This window comes from Mitsuaria sp. GD03876 (genome assembly GCF_029840635.1).
In the GTDB taxonomy this organism is placed as follows: Bacteria; Pseudomonadota; Gammaproteobacteria; order Burkholderiales; family Burkholderiaceae_C; genus Roseateles.
Genome location: NZ_JAOCCU010000036.1, coordinates 1 through 15,255 on the forward strand (window position 1 = coordinate 1; position 15,255 = coordinate 15,255).

The window sequence follows — 15,255 nt, forward strand, 5'->3', positions numbered from 1 at the left end:
GTCGCCGGCCGCGTCGATCAGCGCCAGCAGCGCGTCGATCTCGGCGCGGCCCGGCGCCTCGCCGCTGTCGCGCAGCGGCGTGAGCAGGTCCTCGATCGCATGCGCCTGCGCGGCGATGCCGCCTTGGCGCACGACGCTGGCCGCGCCCTTGAGCGTGTGGGCCAGCCGCAGCAGGCGCGGCGCGAGCTCGGGCGCGGGCGCCTGCTCGGCGGCGAGCACGGCCTCGCTCATCTGCCGCAGCAGGTCGCGGGCTTCGACGCGGAAGAAGCGGTAGGGGTCCTTTGCCACGGCGCGCGGTGTCTCCGTTAAGGGGGCGTGGGGCCGGCTCAGGTCGGCTGGGCCTGCACCAGGCGGAGCAGGTCGCGCGACATCTCGGCCAGCTCGGTGGCGGTCTGCGAGGTCTGGCCGGAACTGGCCTCGGTCTCGCGCGAGGCCTGCGCGGTGTTGGACAGCGCCACGTTGAGCTGCTCGACCGCGGTGGCCTGCTGCTTGGTGGAGAGCTCGATCTCGCGCGCCGCGTCGGTCGTGGTCACGACCAGGCCGGCGATGCGGGCGAAGGTCGCGGCCACCTCGTCGAACTGGCGCGCGCCGGCGTCCACCGCCTTGGAACCGGTCTCGGTGGCCATCACCGTGGTGTTGACCGCGCCGCGGACGTCGTCGATCTGCACGCGGATCTCCTTGGTCGTGGCGGTCATGCGGTCGGCGAGCTTGCGGATCTCGTCGGCCACGACGCTGAAGCGCCGGCCGGCGTCGCCGGCCACGGTGGCCTCGATCGTGGCGTTGATGGCCAGGATGTTGGTCTGCTCGGCCAGCTCGCCGACCAGGTCCAGCACCACGCCGATCTGCTGGGACTTGCGGCCCAGCTCCAGCATGTGGTCGACGACCAGGTCGATCTGGCGCCGCATCGCCGCGGTCGTCTCGCGCGCCGCCTGCAGCGTGCCGTCGCCGCCGCGGGCGGAGGCGGCGGTCTGCTCGGCGATCGCGACGACGCGCTGCGCGCTGTCGGCGATCTGGCGCGAGGTCGCCAGCAGCTCGGAGATCGTGGTGGAGATCTCGGTCATCGAGGTCGCGGTCTCGCGCGCGCCGGCGGCCTGCTGGTTGGCCGCGGCCTGCAGTTCCGCCGACGAGCGCTGCACATGCTTGACCGCCGTGCCGACCTGGCCGGTCAGCGCGCGGCTCAGGGTCAGCGCCGCCACCAGCACCAGCAGCGCGCCGGCGACGGTGCCCCAGACGATGGACGCGCGCACGGTGCTGGCGGTGGTCTCGACGTCCCGGGCGCGTTCGCGCAGCAAGTCGTTCTCCTCTTCCTCCATCTGGCCGACGACGGCGCGCAGGTCGTCCATGCGCTGCTTGCCCTCGCCCAGCTTGACGTTGCGCAGCGCGGCCTCCTGCCCCTCGTTGCGGCGGGTCTCGATGCGCGCCTTGTGCAGCGCCATCAGGCCGTCGATCATCGTCGTGGCCCGGTCCAGCCGGCCCTGCTGCGCCGGGTTGTCGCGGATCAGCGGCTTGAGCTCCGACAGCATCGGCGGCACGTTGGTCACCGCGCCGCGGTAGGGCTCCAGGTACGACTCGTCGCCGGTCAGCAGGTAACCGCGCTGCGCGGTCTCGGCGTCCTTCATCAGGCTCATCAGCGCCGTGATGTGCGTCACCGCCGCATGGGTGCGGGTGACCTGGTAGCTGGTCTGCGTCAGCACGTCCACGCCGCGGTAGGACAGCGTCCCGATCAGCAGCAGCAGCGCGAAGGACAGCGCGAAGCCCACCGACAGCTTTCTTCCGAAGGTCCACATGGCACGGTGCTCCCTGTCATCGGCCGGCGGCGCCGGCGGTCGTTGTGGTTGTCGAGGTCGTCGAGGTCGTGAAGTCCGTGGCGTCCAGCTGGCCGCCCGCCACGGCGGCGATGACGCCCTCCAGCTCGATCAGCGGCCGCAGCGCGCCGCCGCAGCGCACCGCCCAGGCGGTGCCGGCGGCGTCGTTCTGCTGCAGGCGGTCGCCGGGCGAGAGCCGCCACTGGCCGTCGAAGCCCTCGAAGGCCAGCGCCAGCGGCGCGGCCCGGGCGATCGCCCACCAGCGCAGCGTCGTCGCGGGGCCGCGGCCGATCAGCGCCTGCAGGTCGTACAGCGGCAAGACCTGCCCCTGGTGTCCGGCCAGTCCGAGCAGCCCGGGGGCGGTGGCGGGATACGGGGCGGCGGGCATGGCGGGCGTCAGTCCGGCCAGGTCGGCCAAGTTCAGGGCGAAGGGGGCGCCGGCAATCCGTATTCCCAGCACGTCCAGCGCGACCTCCTCGTCGCGGTGGCGCAGCGGCTCGGCGAACGAGCGGTCGAACGCCTCGCGCCATTCGTTGAGCCGCGCGCGGGTCTCTTCCGTCATGCCCGGACCTCCTGGATCTCGTCGCGGCACAGGCGCCGCAGGTCCTCGCGCTCGAAACCGCCGCCGAAGCGGCGCAGCCGCTCGGCCGATTCGTCGTCCAGCAGCGCCAGCGCGCGGCCCAGCTCGCGGCGCGCGGCCACGACCTCGCCGCGGCGCCGCGCCAGCAGGCCCAGCCGCAGGTGCGGCAGCGCGAAGGCGGCGTCCTTGGCCGCGGCGCGCTGGTGGTGCCATTCGGCGGAAGGCAGCTCGCCGCGTTCCTCCATCGCCAGGCCTTGCAGGAACAGCACCTCGGCCTGCAGCGCCGCGGGCGTGCGCGGCGCGATCAGCCGGGCGCAGGCGCGCAGGCCGTCCTCGATCTGGCCGGCCTCGATCAGCAGCAGCGCCTCGTCGAGCAGGGCCTGCTCCTCGATGTGTCCGGCGCGCGCGGCGTCGGCGGCCGGCGGCGTCGACTGGGGCGCCGCGGCCAAGGCCGCGATGTCCTGGAGGGCCGGCAGCACCGCGGGCGATGGCGCCTGCCAGGGAAAGGGCCAGGCGGGCGCGGTCCCGGCGGTCTCGCGGCGGTAGAAGAAACAGCCGTGCGCCTGGCGCAGCACCAGCCCGGCGGCGCGCGCCTGGGCATGGCCGCGCAGCGTCTCGGCATGGCCGAGGAACAGCACGCCGCCCGGCGCCAGGCTGCCGGTCAGGTGGCGGATCGCCTGGTTCAGCGCGGTCGGCTCCAGGTACATCAGCACGTTGCGGCAAAAGATGACGTCGAAGCTGTCCGGCGCCCAGAAGCGCGCGTCGGGCGCGCCGAGCTGGCGCAACTCGAAACGGACCCGCTCGCGGATCGCGGGCAGCGGCGTCCATTCGGCCGGACCGGCGCGCAGGAACCACAGCGCGCGCTGCTCGGGCGGCGTCGCGCGCAGGCTCCATTCGCCGTAGCGGGCGGCGGTCGCCCGGGCCAGCGCCGCCGGATTGACGTCCAGCGCCAGCACGTCCCAGGCGACGCCTTGCGCCTGCAGCCCGGCGCGGTGCAGCGTGATCGCCAGGGTGTAGGCCTCCTCGCCGCTGGCGCAGCCCGCCGACAGCACCCGCAGCCGGCCGGGCGCCGCCGCCGCGCGCGTCAGCGACGGCAGCAGGTCCACCCGCAGGGCGTCGAACTGCTCGGGATGGCGGAAGAAGAAGGTCTCGCCGACGGTCAGTTCGGCGGCCAGCGCGTCCAGGCCGGCGCGGGTGGGCGCGAGCTCCATCTGGTCGATGAAACGCTCCGGGCCGGCGGGCCCGGCCACGCGCGCGAGCGCCGCGCTCAGCCGGTCGTCCTGGCGGTCGTCGAAGAACAGGCCCAGCCGCGCCGCCAGCAGCGCCCGCAGGCGCGGCAGCAGCGGCGGCCAGCTCGGCCGCGCGAACTCGGCCGGCGCGGCCCGCGTCATGGCGCGGTCCTCGAGGCGGCCGGGCCGGCGTCGCCGTGAGCGGACGTGGACAGCGCCAGCTCGGCCAGCGTGCCGTCCGGCAGCAGCCGGCCCTGATCGAGCAGCGCGACCAGTTCGTCGTCGCGCTCGGCCAGCGCGGCGATGGCGCCGTGCTCGCGGTCGCGCAGCAGCGGGGGCAGGGCGCGGAGGTCCGCGGCGGGCAGTTCATGCAGGCCGAGCACCTCGCCCACGGCGAGGGCGACGCGGCGTTCGCCGACGCGCAGCACGACGAAACGCCGCACCGGGGCGGCGGGGTCGGCGGCGCTCATGCCGAGCGCGGCGGCCAGGTCCACGACCGGCAGCCAGTCGCCGCGGATGCGCGCCAGGCCGGCGACATGCGCCACCGGCGCGGCCAGCGGCCGCAGCGGCTGCGGGCGCAGGGTCTCCTCGACCGCGTCCAGCGGCAGGCCGCACAGACGGGAGTGCACGCGGCACACCAGGACACGAACCACGCCATTCGATGGCTTGTGCATGCTTCCGGCTCCCTTTCGCGCCAGTCTATGCCGGCGTCTTGCGGACAGGCGTTGCCGAAGGTCACTGGTCCGGACGCCCGCGAATGGCCCAGCGTCGCAGAGAAGGCGCGATGCCGGGTTCGGGTAAACCCTTGAAGGCGCTCCGGCCGGTCCGGAGAGCGGCTTCGGGCGCAATGGCTTTTTTAGGTCTTCGCCACTAAAAAAGGGTGGTCAAGGATTGCGTTTCCGACCCGGAACTGATCAAAATAGAACGATCGTTCGTTTTATTATTCCGGGCACCGTGTCCACCTCCTCCCTGACCTCCGCCAAGCCGTCCGCCGTCGCCGCGCGTCGTGGCGTGCGCTCGCTCCAGAAGGGCGCCCAGACGCGCGCCGCGATCCTGGACGCGGCGCTGGGGCTGGCCTCGCACATGGGGCTGGAGGGGCTGTCCATCGGCGCGCTGGCCGATGTGACGAAGATGAGCAAGTCCGGCGTCTTCGCGCATTTCGGCTCGCGCGAGGAACTGCAGATCGCCGTGGTGCGCGAGTATCACGCCAAGTTCGAGGAAGAGGTCTTCTTCACCGCGATCCGCCAGCCGCGCGGCCTGCCGCGCCTGCGCGCGCTGTTCGAGCGCTGGGTGCACCGCACCTCGGTCGAGGTCGACTCGGGCTGCATCTACATCAGCGGCGCGGTCGAGTTCGACGACCGGCCCGGTCCGGTGCGCGAGGCGCTGGTGGGCATGGTGCGCGACTGGCACGCCGCGATCCGCAAGGCCATCCTGCTGGCGCAGGAGGTCGGCCACCTGGTGCCGGACGCCGATCCGGACCAGGTCCTGTTCGAGATGCACGGCCTGATCCTGTCGCTGCATCACGACGCGCGTTTCCTGCGCAGCCCGGGCGCGCTGGCGCGGGCCCGCACCGGGCTGGAACGCATCCTCGACAGCTTCGCCACGCCGGCCGGCCGCAAGGCCGACGCCCAGACGCGGCAGACCCCGCCTCACCCCGCTCCCGCGAGCCCGGCCCCGAGCCGCAAGCGCGCCTGAGCGGGGCGAGTCCCCTTTCGATCCCTTCATAGAACCATCCTCAGGAGAGCCCCCATGCCCCAGTACAACCCGCCCCTGCGCGACATGCAGTTCGTGCTGCACGAGCTGCTGCACGCGGTCGACGAGCTGAAGCTGCTGCCCGCGCATGCCGAGGTCGACGAGGACACGATCAACGCGGTGCTGGAAGAGGGCGGCAAGTTCGCCGCCGAGGTGCTGGCCCCGATCAACCTGTCGGGCGACCTCGAGGGCTGCACGCTGGACAAGACCACGCACGAGGTCAAGGCGCCCAAGGGCTTCAAGGAAGCCTACGCGCAGTACGTCGAGGGCGGCTGGCCCGCGCTGTCGTGCGACCCGGCCTTCGGCGGCCAGGGCCTGCCGGTGCTGCTGAACCAGTGCATGTACGAGATGATGAACTCGGCCAACCAGGCCTGGACGATGTACCCGGGCCTGAGCCACGGCGCCTACGAGGCGCTGCACGCGCACGGCACCGACGAGCAGAAGGCCACCTACCTGCCCAAGCTGACCTCGGGCGTGTGGACCGGCACGATGTGCCTGACCGAGCCGCACTGCGGCACCGACCTGGGCCTGCTGCGCTCCAAGGCCGAGCCGCAGGGCGACGGCACCTACAAGATCACCGGCCAGAAGATCTTCATCTCCGCCGGCGAGCATGACCTGGCCGAGAACATCGTCCACCTGGTGCTGGCGCGCCTGCCGGACGCGCCGGCCGGCTCCAAGGGCATCTCGCTGTTCATCGTGCCCAAGTTCAAGGTCAACGCCGACGGCTCGCTGGGCGAGCGCAACCCGGTGTACTGCGGCGGCCTGGAGCACAAGATGGGCATCCACGGCAACGCGACCGCGCAGATCGTGCTGGACGGCGCCGTCGGCACGCTGGTGGGCCAGGCCAACAAGGGCCTGCAGGCGATGTTCGTGATGATGAACGCCGCCCGCCTGGGCGTGGGCAACCAGTCGCTGGGCCTGACGGAAGTCGCGTACCAGAACGCCGTGGCCTACGCCAAGGACCGCATCCAGATGCGCGCGCTGTCGGGCCCGAAGGCGCCGGACAAGCCGGCCGATCCGATCATCGTGCACCCCGACGTGCGCAAGATGCTGCTGACCGCGCGCGCCTACGCCGAAGGCGGCCGCGCGCTGTCGGCCTACGTCGCGCTGCAGCTGGACAAGGCGCTGTCCAGCGACGACGCCGACGAGGCCAAGGCCTGCGAGGACGAGGTCGCGCTGCTGACCCCGATCATCAAGGCCTTCATCACGGACAACGGCTGGATCGCGACCTCGCACTGCATGCAGGTCTTCGGCGGCCACGGCTACATCCACGAGTGGGGCATGGAGCAGTACGTCCGCGACGCCCGCATCAACATGATCTACGAAGGCACGAACACCGTGCAGTCGCTGGACCTGCTGGGCCGCAAGATCCTGGGCAACAACGGCGCCACGCTGAAGAAGTTCGGCAAGAAGATCGCCGAGTTCGTCGAGGAAGAGGGCACCAGCGAGGCGATGCAGGAGTTCATCAACCCGCTGGCCGACATCGGCGACAAGGTCACCAAGCTGACCACCGAGATCGGCATGAAGGCGTTCCAGAACCCCGATGAAGTCGGCGCCGCCGCGGTGGATTACCTGCGCGTCGTGGGCCACCTGTGCTTCGCCTACATGTGGGCGCGCATGGCCAAGCTGGCGCTGGAGAAGAAGGACGGCGGCGATCCGTTCTACACCGCCAAGCTGTCGACCGCGCGCTTCTACTTCGCCAAGCTGCTGCCGGAGACGGCCAGCCTGATCCGCACCGCGCGCGCGGGCTTGTCCCCGCTGATGGAAATGGACGAGGCGCTGTTCTAAAAACAGCGTCACGGGCGCCCCCTCGAGCGGGGCGCCCGCGTTCCCCCTCACGAGCCGTCAACAAGAAAACCGGAGAGAGACACGATGAAACCGCTGTTCGCGACCGCCGTCGCCCTGGGACTGGGCCTGTCCGCCAACCTCGCGCTGGCGCAGGCCGCCACGACGTCGCCGGTGGGCGTCTGGAAGACGATCGACGACGAGACCAAGCAGGAGCGCTCCACCGTGCGCATCAGCGAGGTGGGCGGCGTGCTGACCGGCAAGATCGAGAAGATCACCGATCCGGCCAAGCAGGCCGCCAAGTGCGACGAGTGCACCGACGACCGCAAGGGCCAGCCGATCCTGGGCCTGACGATCCTGCGCGGCGTCAAGAAGAACGGCAACGACGCCGAGCTCTGGGACGGCGGCGACATCCTCGATCCGGGCAACGGCAAGGTCTACCGCGTGCGCCTGCGTCCGGTGGACGGCGGCAAGAAGCTGGAAGTGCGCGGTTTCATCGGCATGCCATTGCTGGGCCGTACACAGACCTGGATCCGCGTCGAGTAATCACATTCCCACATCCCCCGGGATGTTCATTGGAGAAACCATGAGTCGATTCAACGTTCGCAAGGTCGCCGTCCTCGGCGCCGGCGTGATGGGCGCGCAGATCGCGGCCCATCTGGTCAACGTGAAGGTGCCGGTCGTGCTGTTCGACCTGCCCGCCAAGGAAGGCCCGAAGAACGGCATCGTCGCCAAGGCGGTCGATGGCCTGAAGAAGCTCAAGCCGGCGCCGCTGGGCGTGGCGGAGAACGCCGCGCTGATCCAGCAGGCCAACTATGAAGAGCACCTCGAGCTGCTCAAGGACTGCGACCTGATCATCGAGGCCATCGCCGAGCGCATGGACTGGAAGCTGGACCTGTACACGAAGATCGCGCCCTTCGTCGCGCCGCACGCGATCGTGGCGTCCAACACCTCGGGCCTGTCGATCACCAAGCTGTCGGAAGTGCTGCCGGAGTCGATCAAGCCGCGCTTCTGCGGCATCCACTTCTTCAACCCGCCCCGGTACATGTACCTGGTCGAGCTGATCAACACGCCGACCACGAATCCCGAAGTCATCGACCAGCTCGAGAGCTTCGTCACCACGGCGGTGGGCAAGGGCGTCGTGCGCGCCAACGACACGCCCAACTTCGTCGCCAACCGCGTCGGCATCGCCGGCATGATGGCCACGATGATCGAGGCCGAGAAGTTCGGCCTGAGCGTGGACGTCGTCGACGACCTGACCGGCAAGAAGCTGGGCCGCGCGTCCTCGGGCACCTTCCGCACCGCGGACGTGGTGGGCCTGGACACGATGGCGCACGTCGTCAAGACGATGCAGGACAACCTGAAGGACGACCCGTTCTATTCGACCTACGCCACGCCCAAGGTGCTGGCGGGCCTGATCGAGAAGGGCGCGCTGGGCCAGAAGGCCGGCGCGGGCTTCTACAAGAAGGTCGGCAAGGACATCCAGCGCCTGGACTTCGCCACCGGCGAGTACGTGACCGGCGGCGGCAAGGCCGACGAGATCGTCGCGCGCATGCTGAAGAAGCAGCCTGCCGACCGCATCAAGCTGCTCAAGGAATCGACCAACCCGCAGGCCCAGTTCCTGTGGTCCATCCTGCGCGACTCGTTCCAGTACGTGGCCGTGCACCTGGACACCGTGGCCGACACCGCGCGCGAGATCGACTTCGCGATGCGCTGGGGCTTCGGCTCGCAGCAGGGTCCGTTCGAACTGTGGCAGGCCGCCGGCTGGAAGCAGGTGGCGGAGTGGGTCAAGGCCGACATCGACGCCGGCAAGACGCTGTCCAGCGCACCGCTGCCCGCGTGGGTCTTCGAGGGCCCGGTCGCCGAGAACGGCGGCGTGCATTCGAAGGACGGCTCGTGGAGCGCCGCGGAAGGCAAGTTCAAGCCGCGCGCCAAGCTGCCGGTCTATGAGCGCCAGGCCTTCCCCGAGTCGCTGGTCGGCGAGGGCGCGGTCGAGCCGCTGAAGGCGGGCGCCGAGGAGTTCAAGAACGACGAGGTCCGCGTCTGGTCGCTGGACGGCGAAGTGCTGATCGCGTCGATCAACTGCAAGCTGCACCTGATCAGCCCGACGGTGACCGAGGGCCTGCTCAAGGCGGTCGAGATCGCCGAGGCCAAGTACAAGGGCCTGGTCATCTGGTCGCCGGACGACGTGTTCTCGGCCGGTGCCAACCTGGAAGCGCTGATGCCGGTCTTCATGACCAAGGGCGCCAAGGGCATCGCGCCGGAAGAGAAGAAGCTGCAGGACATGATGCTGCGCGTGCGCTACGCCAACGTGCCGGTGGTGGCCGCGATGCGCGGCCTGGCGCTGGGCGGCGGCTGCGAGCTGGCGGTGCACTGCGCCCGCCGCGTCGCGCACATGGAGTCCTATGTCGGCCTGGTGGAAGTGGGCGTCGGCCTGATCCCGGGCGGCGGCGGCCTGACCTACATCGCGCGCCGCGCGGCGGAGATGGCCTCGGCCGGCAACGCCAACGCGGACATCTTCGCCTTCCTGAAGGACGGCTTCACCAACGCCGCGATGGCCAAGGTGGCGACCTCCGCGCTGGAAGCGCAGAAGCTGGGTTACCTGCTGGACAGCGACGTCATCGTCGCCAACAAGGACGAGCTGCTGTTCGTCGCCACGGCGCAGGCCAAGGCGATGGCGGACTCGGGCTACCGCGCGCCGCTCAAGGCCAAGTTCCCGGTGGCGGGCCGCTCGGGCATCGCCACGGTGAAGTCCTCGCTGGCCAACATGCGTGACGGCGGCTTCATCAGCGCGCACGACTTCCACCTGGCCTCGCTGATCGCGGACGTCGTCTGCGGCGGTGAAGTCGAGGCCGGCTCGCTGGTGACCGAGGAATACCTGATGTCGCTGGAGCGCAAGCACTTCTGCTCGCTGCTGGAGCATCCGAAGACCCAAGAGCGAATCATGGGGATGCTGCAGACGGGCAAGCCCGTGCGCAACTGATCCGAGCGGCACACAAGGAACACATCATGAGCAAGCAAGTTCAAGACGCCTACATCTGCGCCGCCACCCGCCTGCCGATCGGCAAGTCGGGCCGGGGCTACTTCAAGAACACCCGTCCGGACGAGATGCTGTCCCGCGTGATCCAGGCCGCGATGGCCCAGGTCCCGGGCCTGGACCCGTCGGTCATCGAGGACGCGATCATCGGCTGCTCCTTCCCGGAAGGGGAACAGGGCATGAACATCGCCCGCGTGGCGGCGGTCCTGTCGGGCCTGCCGAACACGGTCGGCGGCGTGACGGTGAACCGCTACTGCGCCTCGGGCATCACCGCCCTGGCGATGGCTGCGGACCGCATCCGCGTCGGCGAGTCGGAAGTGATGATCGCCGGCGGTGTCGAGTCGATGTCGATGGTGCCGATGGGCGGCAACAAGCCGTCGTTCCCGCCCGCGATCTTCGAGCGTGACGAGAACATCGGCCTGGCCTACGGCATGGGCCTGACGGCCGAGAAGGTCGCCGACAAGTGGAAGGTGAGCCGCGAGGCGCAGGACGAGTTCGCGCTCGAATCGCACCGCCGCGCGCTGGCCGCGATCGAGGGCGGTTTCTTCAAGGACGAGATCACCCCGTTCGAACTGAAGGACCGCCAGCCGGACCTGAACGGCGACGGCGTGATCGTCAAGACGCGCACGGTCGACATCGACGAGGGTCCGCGCAAGGACACGTCGATGGAGGGCCTGGCCAAGCTCAAGCCGGTGTTCGCCGCCAAGGGCAGCGTGACGGCGGGCAACAGCTCGCAGACCTCGGACGGCGCGGGCGCGCTGATCGTGGCATCGGAAGCGGCGGTGAAGCGTTTCGGCCTGACCCCGCTGGCGCGTTTCGTGTCCTTCGCCGTGCGTGGCGTGCCGCCCGAGATCATGGGCATCGGCCCGATCGAGGCGATCCCGGCCGCCCTGAAGCTGGCCGGCATCAAGGCCGAGGACCTGGGCTGGGTCGAACTGAACGAGGCCTTCGCCGCCCAATCGCTGGCCGTGCTGAATGACCTGGACGCCAAGGGCATCGTGCTGGACCGCTCCAAGGTGAACCCCAACGGCGGCGCGATCGCCCTGGGCCACCCGCTGGGCGCGACCGGCGCGATCCGTGCCGCCTCGGTGATCCACGGCCTGCGCCGCACCGGCGCCAAGTACGGCATGGTCACGATGTGCGTCGGCGCCGGCCAGGGGGCCGCCGGCATCATCGAGCGCCTCTAACGAGCCCGCTCATCCCGCCAGGACGCGCCCGCTCGTCGTTGCAAATGCTCGCCGTAGCCCCGCTACGGCTGTGCTTTGCGCCTAGATCGGACACGCCCTGGCGGTCTGCTCGGACTCGTTAGCCGAGGACTTCGCCAGGGAGATCTCTCATGATCAGTTTCCGAGCGGAAGACGGCTTCGAGCTCCGAGGCCATCTCTACGGCGACCCCGCCACCGCGAAAGCGGGCCTGCTGATCGCGCCCGCGATGGGCGTCGAGCAGCGCTACTACGCCGCCTTCGCGCGCTGGATGGCGTCGCAGGGCTGGCTGGTGCTGAGCTTCGACTACCGCGGCATGGGCGCGTCCCGGCCGGCGTCGATGAAGCGATCGCTGAAGGGCCTGGACGCCGACATCCGCACCTGGGCCGAACGCGACGCCGCCGCGGCGCTGTCGCACCTCGACCGGCTGCTGGGCGACGACCGCGAGATCCACTGGCTCGGCCACAGCCTGGGCGGCCAGATCCTCGGCCTGCTTCCCAACCGCTCGCGCGTTTCCCGCGCCGTGACGGTGGGTTGCGGCAGCGGCTACTGGCGCGAGAACTCGATCGGCCTGCGCCGCTACGTGTGGTGGCTCTGGTACGTGATCGTGCCGCTGGCGCTGCCGCTGTTCGGTTATTTCCCGGGCCGCAAGCTGCGCAAGGTCGGCGACCTGCCGCGCGGCGTGATGGCGCAATGGCGACGCTGGTGCCTGGACCGCGAGTACATGATGGGCGAGGGCGGCGAGGCCCTGAAGCGGCAGTACGCGTCGCTGCGGGTGCCGATGCTGTCGCTGGCCTTCACCGACGACGAGTTCATGTCGCGCCGCAACACCGAATCGCTGCATGGCTTCTACGCCGGCGCGCGTCCGGAGATGCGCCGCATCGCGCCCAAGGACATCGGCGAGCGCCGCATCGGCCACTTCGGATTTTTCCGCGACCGCTTCGAGCGCAGCCTGTGGCCGCAGGTGAGCGGCTGGCTGGCATGATCGCGCCCACTCAACACGGCCCCCGACGCGGCAGCGAACCTCGCGCCGAACCCGGTATTCCCCAGGAGACTTCCCCATGAGCATCAAGACCGCCATCGTCAACGGCGTGCAGACCCTCGAGATCGCACGTCCGGAAAAGAAGAACGCGCTGACCCGCGCGATGTACCAGGAGATGGCCGACGCGCTGGTCGCCGCGAACGCGGACAACACCGTGCGTGCCGTGCTGATCCAGGGCCAGCCGCAGATCTTCACCTCGGGCAACGACATCGAGGACTTCATGGGCAGCCCGCCGCGCGACGAGAACGCGCCGGTGTTCCAGTTCATGCGCGCGATGGTCGGCTGCGACAAGCCGATCGTGGCCGCGGTCAACGGCGCGGCGATCGGCATCGGCACGACGATGCTGCTGCATTGCGACTTCGTCTACGTGGCCGACGACGCGCGCCTGGCCATGCCGTTCGTGAGCCTGGGGCTGGTGCCGGAATTCGGCTCGAGCCTGCTGGTGCCCAAGCTGATGGGCCCGCGCCGCGCGGCCGAGAAGATCCTGCTGGGCGACCCGTTCACCGGCGAGCAGGCGGTGGAGTGCGGCGTGGCCAACGCGGTGCTGCCCGCGGGCGAGGTGATCGGCCACGCGCGCCGCGTCGCCGAGCGCTTCAACAAGCTGCCCCCGAGCGCCGTGCGCGAGAGCAAGCAGCTGATGCGCCGCGCCACCAAGGAACAGCTGCTGGAGACCATCCAGGCCGAGGCCGAGATCTTCGGCGCGCGCCTGCGCAGCCCCGAGGCCATGGAGGCCTTCCAGGCCTTCTTCCAGAAGCGGCAGCCGGACTTCTCGAAGTTCTGAGCGACGCGCCCCCCGGCCGCGAGGCCGGGGCGGCTTCAGGCGATGCGGCGCTCGTCCGCCGCCACCCAGTCCCGCACCTCCTGCCAGGTCGGCGCCGCCGCGCCGCTGGCCTGCACGCACAGGCTGGCGCTGCCCAGCGCGTGGCGCAGCGCCTGGTCGCAGGAGTGGTGCAGCAGGTTCGCCAGCACCGCCACCAGGTTGGCGGCCCGGGCCATCTGCGCCTGGCACAGCAGGTGGGCCAGCAGCCCGGCCAGGAAGCTGTCGCCGGCGCCGACGGTGTCGACCACCGTCAGCCGCCGCGATTCCTTGGCGAAGCAGTGGATGCCGTTGCGATGCAGCAGCCAGGCGCCTTCCGCGCCGAGCGTCAGCGCGATCAGGCTGATCTGCGGATGCGCGTCCAGCACGCGGCCGCAGCGGGCCAGCGCGTCGTCGCCCGGCACGCCGAGGTGCTGCAGGTCCTCGTCGCTGACCTTCACGATGTCCGCCAGCGCCAGCGCCCGTTGCACCGAGGCGCGGTAGGCGTCCAGGTCCGGCATCACCGACGGTCGCAGGTTGGCGTCCACCACCACGCAGCGGCGCAGCAGGCGCTGCACCCGCAGCCAGGGCAGGTAGCGGTCCGTGTCGCGCGCGTCCAGCGCCAGCGCGCCGGTGCACACCAGGCGCAGCTCGGGCAGCGCGTCGCAATGGCGGGTCAGCCCGTCGGCGTCGACGCCGCGGTCCGCCACGCCGTCGCGATAGAACGCGTACTGCGGATGGCCCTGGGCATCGACATCGACCATCGCCAGCGAGGTCGGCGCCTGGACCGGTTCCGGCGCGGACAGCCGCACGCCGTCCGCCGTCAGCCGCCGCGCCAGCTCCCGCCCGAAGCGGTCGCTCGACAACGGGTTGAGGTAATGCGTGCCCACGCCCTGCCGCGACAGCGCCCGGCTCAGGTTGAACAGCGCGCCGCCGTGGCACGGCAGGTAACGGCCGTCGGGCTGGCGGATCAGGTCGATCAGCGCCTCGCCGGCGACCGCGGCCTGGATGGACCGGCCGCCCGAGGGCGCGTCGACCGGGAAGGGAGCGAAGGCCATGGCGATCTCCTCACTTCACGCCGAAGCGGCCGGCCGAGCGCTTGCGGTACTCGGTGGGCGTCACGCCCTTGATGTCCAGGAAGCGCCGGTTGAAGTTAGCCATGTTGTTGAAGCCGGCCTCGTAGGCGATCAGCGTGATGGTCCGGTCCGATTCCTGCAGCAGCTGGCAGGCGCGGTTCACCCGCACCTGGTTGACGAAGTCGGTGAAGGTGTTGCCGGTCGCGCGCCGGAAGAAGCGCGAGAAGCGGCTCTCCGTCATGCCCATCTCGCTGGCCAGGTCGGCGGCCGACAACGGCAGGCCCAACTGCTCGGTGATGCGGCTGACCAGCGCATCGACCTGCGCGAGTTCCAGGTCGCTGTCGTCGCTGCGCAGCGGCGCGCTGGACAGCAGCCGGTAGTCGCTGCAGCGGGCCAGCTCGGCCATCCATTCGCAGAACGCGCCGAAGCGCGCCAGGCCCTGGCGCTCCTTGACGCGGTGCCAGTGCGCGGTGGCCCGTTCCTGCTGGCCGAAGAACTCGATGCCATGGCGCGAGCGCTCCAGCAGCGGCATCACCTCGCGCAGCTCGGGGATGCCGTCGCAGGCCGCGGCGAAGGGCTCGTGCGGGAACTGCACGACCAGGTCGCGCTCGGGCACGCCGGCCTCGGGCACGTCCATGCTGATCCAGTTGTGCGGCAGCCGCGGGCCGGTCAACACCAGCTGGCCGGGCTGGAACTGGCCGATCCAGTCGCCGACGAACACCTTCCCCGACGACGCGGTGATCAGGTGCAGCTCGTATTCGTCATGGCAGTGCCAGCGCGCCAGCGGCGTCGGGAAGCCGTGGGAGAGGCAGCGGATGAAGCCGGCGTTCTCGGTCGGCTCGTAGCCCAGCTCCGGCGACCGGGAGCAGGCGTGTTCCAGCTCGGGACGGGTCCGGCGCGGGGCGGCTGGGGTCGTCGGCATGAAGGGCTCCTGGTGCGGACGCGGGGGC

General features: G+C 70.6%; 14 protein-coding genes. 7 read left to right on the forward strand and 7 right to left on the reverse strand.

Annotated elements, in window-relative coordinates:
* The 5 genes from N5D62_RS20470 to N5D62_RS20490 form a co-directional block, all read right to left on the reverse strand.
* Positions 1-288, reverse strand: a 288-nt coding sequence (locus N5D62_RS20470) for an Hpt domain-containing protein (protein ID WP_279759739.1), incomplete at its 3' end; no start/stop codon positions are given.
* 38 nt (positions 289-326) lie between these two features.
* On the reverse strand, positions 327-1,787 hold the full coding sequence (locus N5D62_RS20475) for a CHASE3 domain-containing protein (RefSeq protein WP_279759740.1): 1,461 nt from the start codon (positions 1,785-1,787) through the stop codon (positions 327-329).
* A gap of 16 nt (positions 1,788-1,803) precedes the next feature.
* Positions 1,804-2,367, reverse strand: coding sequence for a chemotaxis protein CheW (locus N5D62_RS20480; RefSeq protein ID WP_279759741.1), 564 nt, complete (start codon positions 2,365-2,367; stop codon positions 1,804-1,806).
* Complete coding sequence (locus N5D62_RS20485; protein WP_279759742.1) at positions 2,364-3,776, reverse strand: CheR family methyltransferase; 1,413 nt, start codon at positions 3,774-3,776, stop codon at positions 2,364-2,366. The genes N5D62_RS20480 and N5D62_RS20485 overlap by 4 nt, the downstream gene beginning before the upstream one ends.
* A complete protein-coding gene (locus N5D62_RS20490) occupies positions 3,773-4,288 on the reverse strand; it encodes a chemotaxis protein CheW (RefSeq protein WP_279759743.1) in 516 nt (171 codons plus the stop codon). Before N5D62_RS20490 ends, N5D62_RS20485 begins: the two co-directional genes overlap by 4 nt.
* A 280-nt stretch (positions 4,289-4,568) precedes the next feature.
* Here N5D62_RS20490 and N5D62_RS20495 point away from each other — a divergent pair, with 280 nt between their 5' ends.
* The 7 genes from N5D62_RS20495 (at position 4,569) to N5D62_RS20525 (ending at position 13,214) form a co-directional block, all read left to right on the forward strand.
* Positions 4,569-5,309, forward strand: a complete 741-nt coding sequence (locus tag N5D62_RS20495; protein WP_279759744.1) for a TetR/AcrR family transcriptional regulator — start codon at positions 4,569-4,571, stop codon at positions 5,307-5,309.
* Positions 5,310-5,363: 54 nt separating this feature from the next.
* The gene (locus N5D62_RS20500) at positions 5,364-7,154 is read left to right on the forward strand and encodes an acyl-CoA dehydrogenase C-terminal domain-containing protein (RefSeq protein ID WP_279759745.1); all 1,791 of its coding nucleotides are present in this window, start codon (positions 5,364-5,366) and stop codon (positions 7,152-7,154) included.
* 84 nt (positions 7,155-7,238) lie between these two features.
* Complete coding sequence (locus N5D62_RS20505) at positions 7,239-7,697, forward strand: DUF2147 domain-containing protein (protein ID WP_279759746.1); 459 nt, start codon at positions 7,239-7,241, stop codon at positions 7,695-7,697.
* 40 nt (positions 7,698-7,737) lie between these two features.
* Positions 7,738-10,134: a 3-hydroxyacyl-CoA dehydrogenase/enoyl-CoA hydratase family protein gene (locus N5D62_RS20510; RefSeq protein WP_279759747.1), complete on the forward strand. Its 2,397-nt coding sequence runs from the start codon at positions 7,738-7,740 to the stop codon at positions 10,132-10,134.
* Positions 10,135-10,160: 26 nt separating this feature from the next.
* Positions 10,161-11,375, forward strand: coding sequence for an acetyl-CoA C-acyltransferase (locus N5D62_RS20515; protein ID WP_279759748.1), 1,215 nt, complete (start codon positions 10,161-10,163; stop codon positions 11,373-11,375).
* 149 nt (positions 11,376-11,524) lie between these two features.
* Complete coding sequence (locus N5D62_RS20520) at positions 11,525-12,376, forward strand: alpha/beta fold hydrolase (RefSeq protein WP_279759749.1); 852 nt, start codon at positions 11,525-11,527, stop codon at positions 12,374-12,376.
* Between the two features lie 76 nt (positions 12,377-12,452).
* On the forward strand, positions 12,453-13,214 hold the full coding sequence (locus tag N5D62_RS20525) for an enoyl-CoA hydratase (RefSeq protein ID WP_279759750.1): 762 nt from the start codon (positions 12,453-12,455) through the stop codon (positions 13,212-13,214).
* Positions 13,215-13,249: 35 nt separating this feature from the next.
* On the opposite strand, the gene N5D62_RS20530 is transcribed toward N5D62_RS20525, so the two are convergent.
* Together N5D62_RS20530 and N5D62_RS20535 are read right to left on the reverse strand one after the other, a co-directional pair.
* Positions 13,250-14,287 carry a PfkB family carbohydrate kinase gene (locus N5D62_RS20530; protein ID WP_279759751.1) on the reverse strand — a complete coding sequence of 346 codons (1,038 nt, stop codon included), beginning with the start codon at positions 14,285-14,287 and terminating at the stop codon, positions 13,250-13,252.
* A gap of 10 nt (positions 14,288-14,297) precedes the next feature.
* Positions 14,298-15,227: an AraC family transcriptional regulator gene (locus N5D62_RS20535; protein ID WP_279759752.1), complete on the reverse strand. Its 930-nt coding sequence runs from the start codon at positions 15,225-15,227 to the stop codon at positions 14,298-14,300.
* Positions 15,228-15,255 lie beyond the last annotated feature (28 nt).

Excerpts from the sequence above, each read along its gene's own strand:
- N5D62_RS20500 (WP_279759745.1), top strand. The coding sequence starts at position 5,364 with ATGCCCCAGTACAACCCGCCCCTGCGCGACATGCAGTTCGTGCTGCAC.
- N5D62_RS20510 (WP_279759747.1), top strand. The coding sequence starts at position 7,738 with ATGAGTCGATTCAACGTTCGCAAGGTCGCCGTCCTCGGCGCCGGCGTG.
- N5D62_RS20475 (WP_279759740.1), bottom strand. The coding sequence starts at position 1,787 with ATGTGGACCTTCGGAAGAAAGCTGTCGGTGGGCTTCGCGCTGTCCTTC.
- N5D62_RS20505 (WP_279759746.1), top strand. The coding sequence starts at position 7,239 with ATGAAACCGCTGTTCGCGACCGCCGTCGCCCTGGGACTGGGCCTGTCC.
- N5D62_RS20530 (WP_279759751.1), bottom strand. The coding sequence starts at position 14,287 with ATGGCCTTCGCTCCCTTCCCGGTCGACGCGCCCTCGGGCGGCCGGTCC.
- N5D62_RS20480 (WP_279759741.1), bottom strand. The coding sequence starts at position 2,367 with ATGACGGAAGAGACCCGCGCGCGGCTCAACGAATGGCGCGAGGCGTTC.
- N5D62_RS20520 (WP_279759749.1), top strand. The coding sequence starts at position 11,525 with ATGATCAGTTTCCGAGCGGAAGACGGCTTCGAGCTCCGAGGCCATCTC.
- N5D62_RS20515 (WP_279759748.1), top strand. The coding sequence starts at position 10,161 with ATGAGCAAGCAAGTTCAAGACGCCTACATCTGCGCCGCCACCCGCCTG.
- N5D62_RS20525 (WP_279759750.1), top strand. The coding sequence starts at position 12,453 with ATGAGCATCAAGACCGCCATCGTCAACGGCGTGCAGACCCTCGAGATC.
- N5D62_RS20490 (WP_279759743.1), bottom strand. The coding sequence starts at position 4,288 with ATGCACAAGCCATCGAATGGCGTGGTTCGTGTCCTGGTGTGCCGCGTG.
- N5D62_RS20485 (WP_279759742.1), bottom strand. The coding sequence starts at position 3,776 with ATGACGCGGGCCGCGCCGGCCGAGTTCGCGCGGCCGAGCTGGCCGCCG.
- N5D62_RS20535 (WP_279759752.1), bottom strand. The coding sequence starts at position 15,227 with ATGCCGACGACCCCAGCCGCCCCGCGCCGGACCCGTCCCGAGCTGGAA.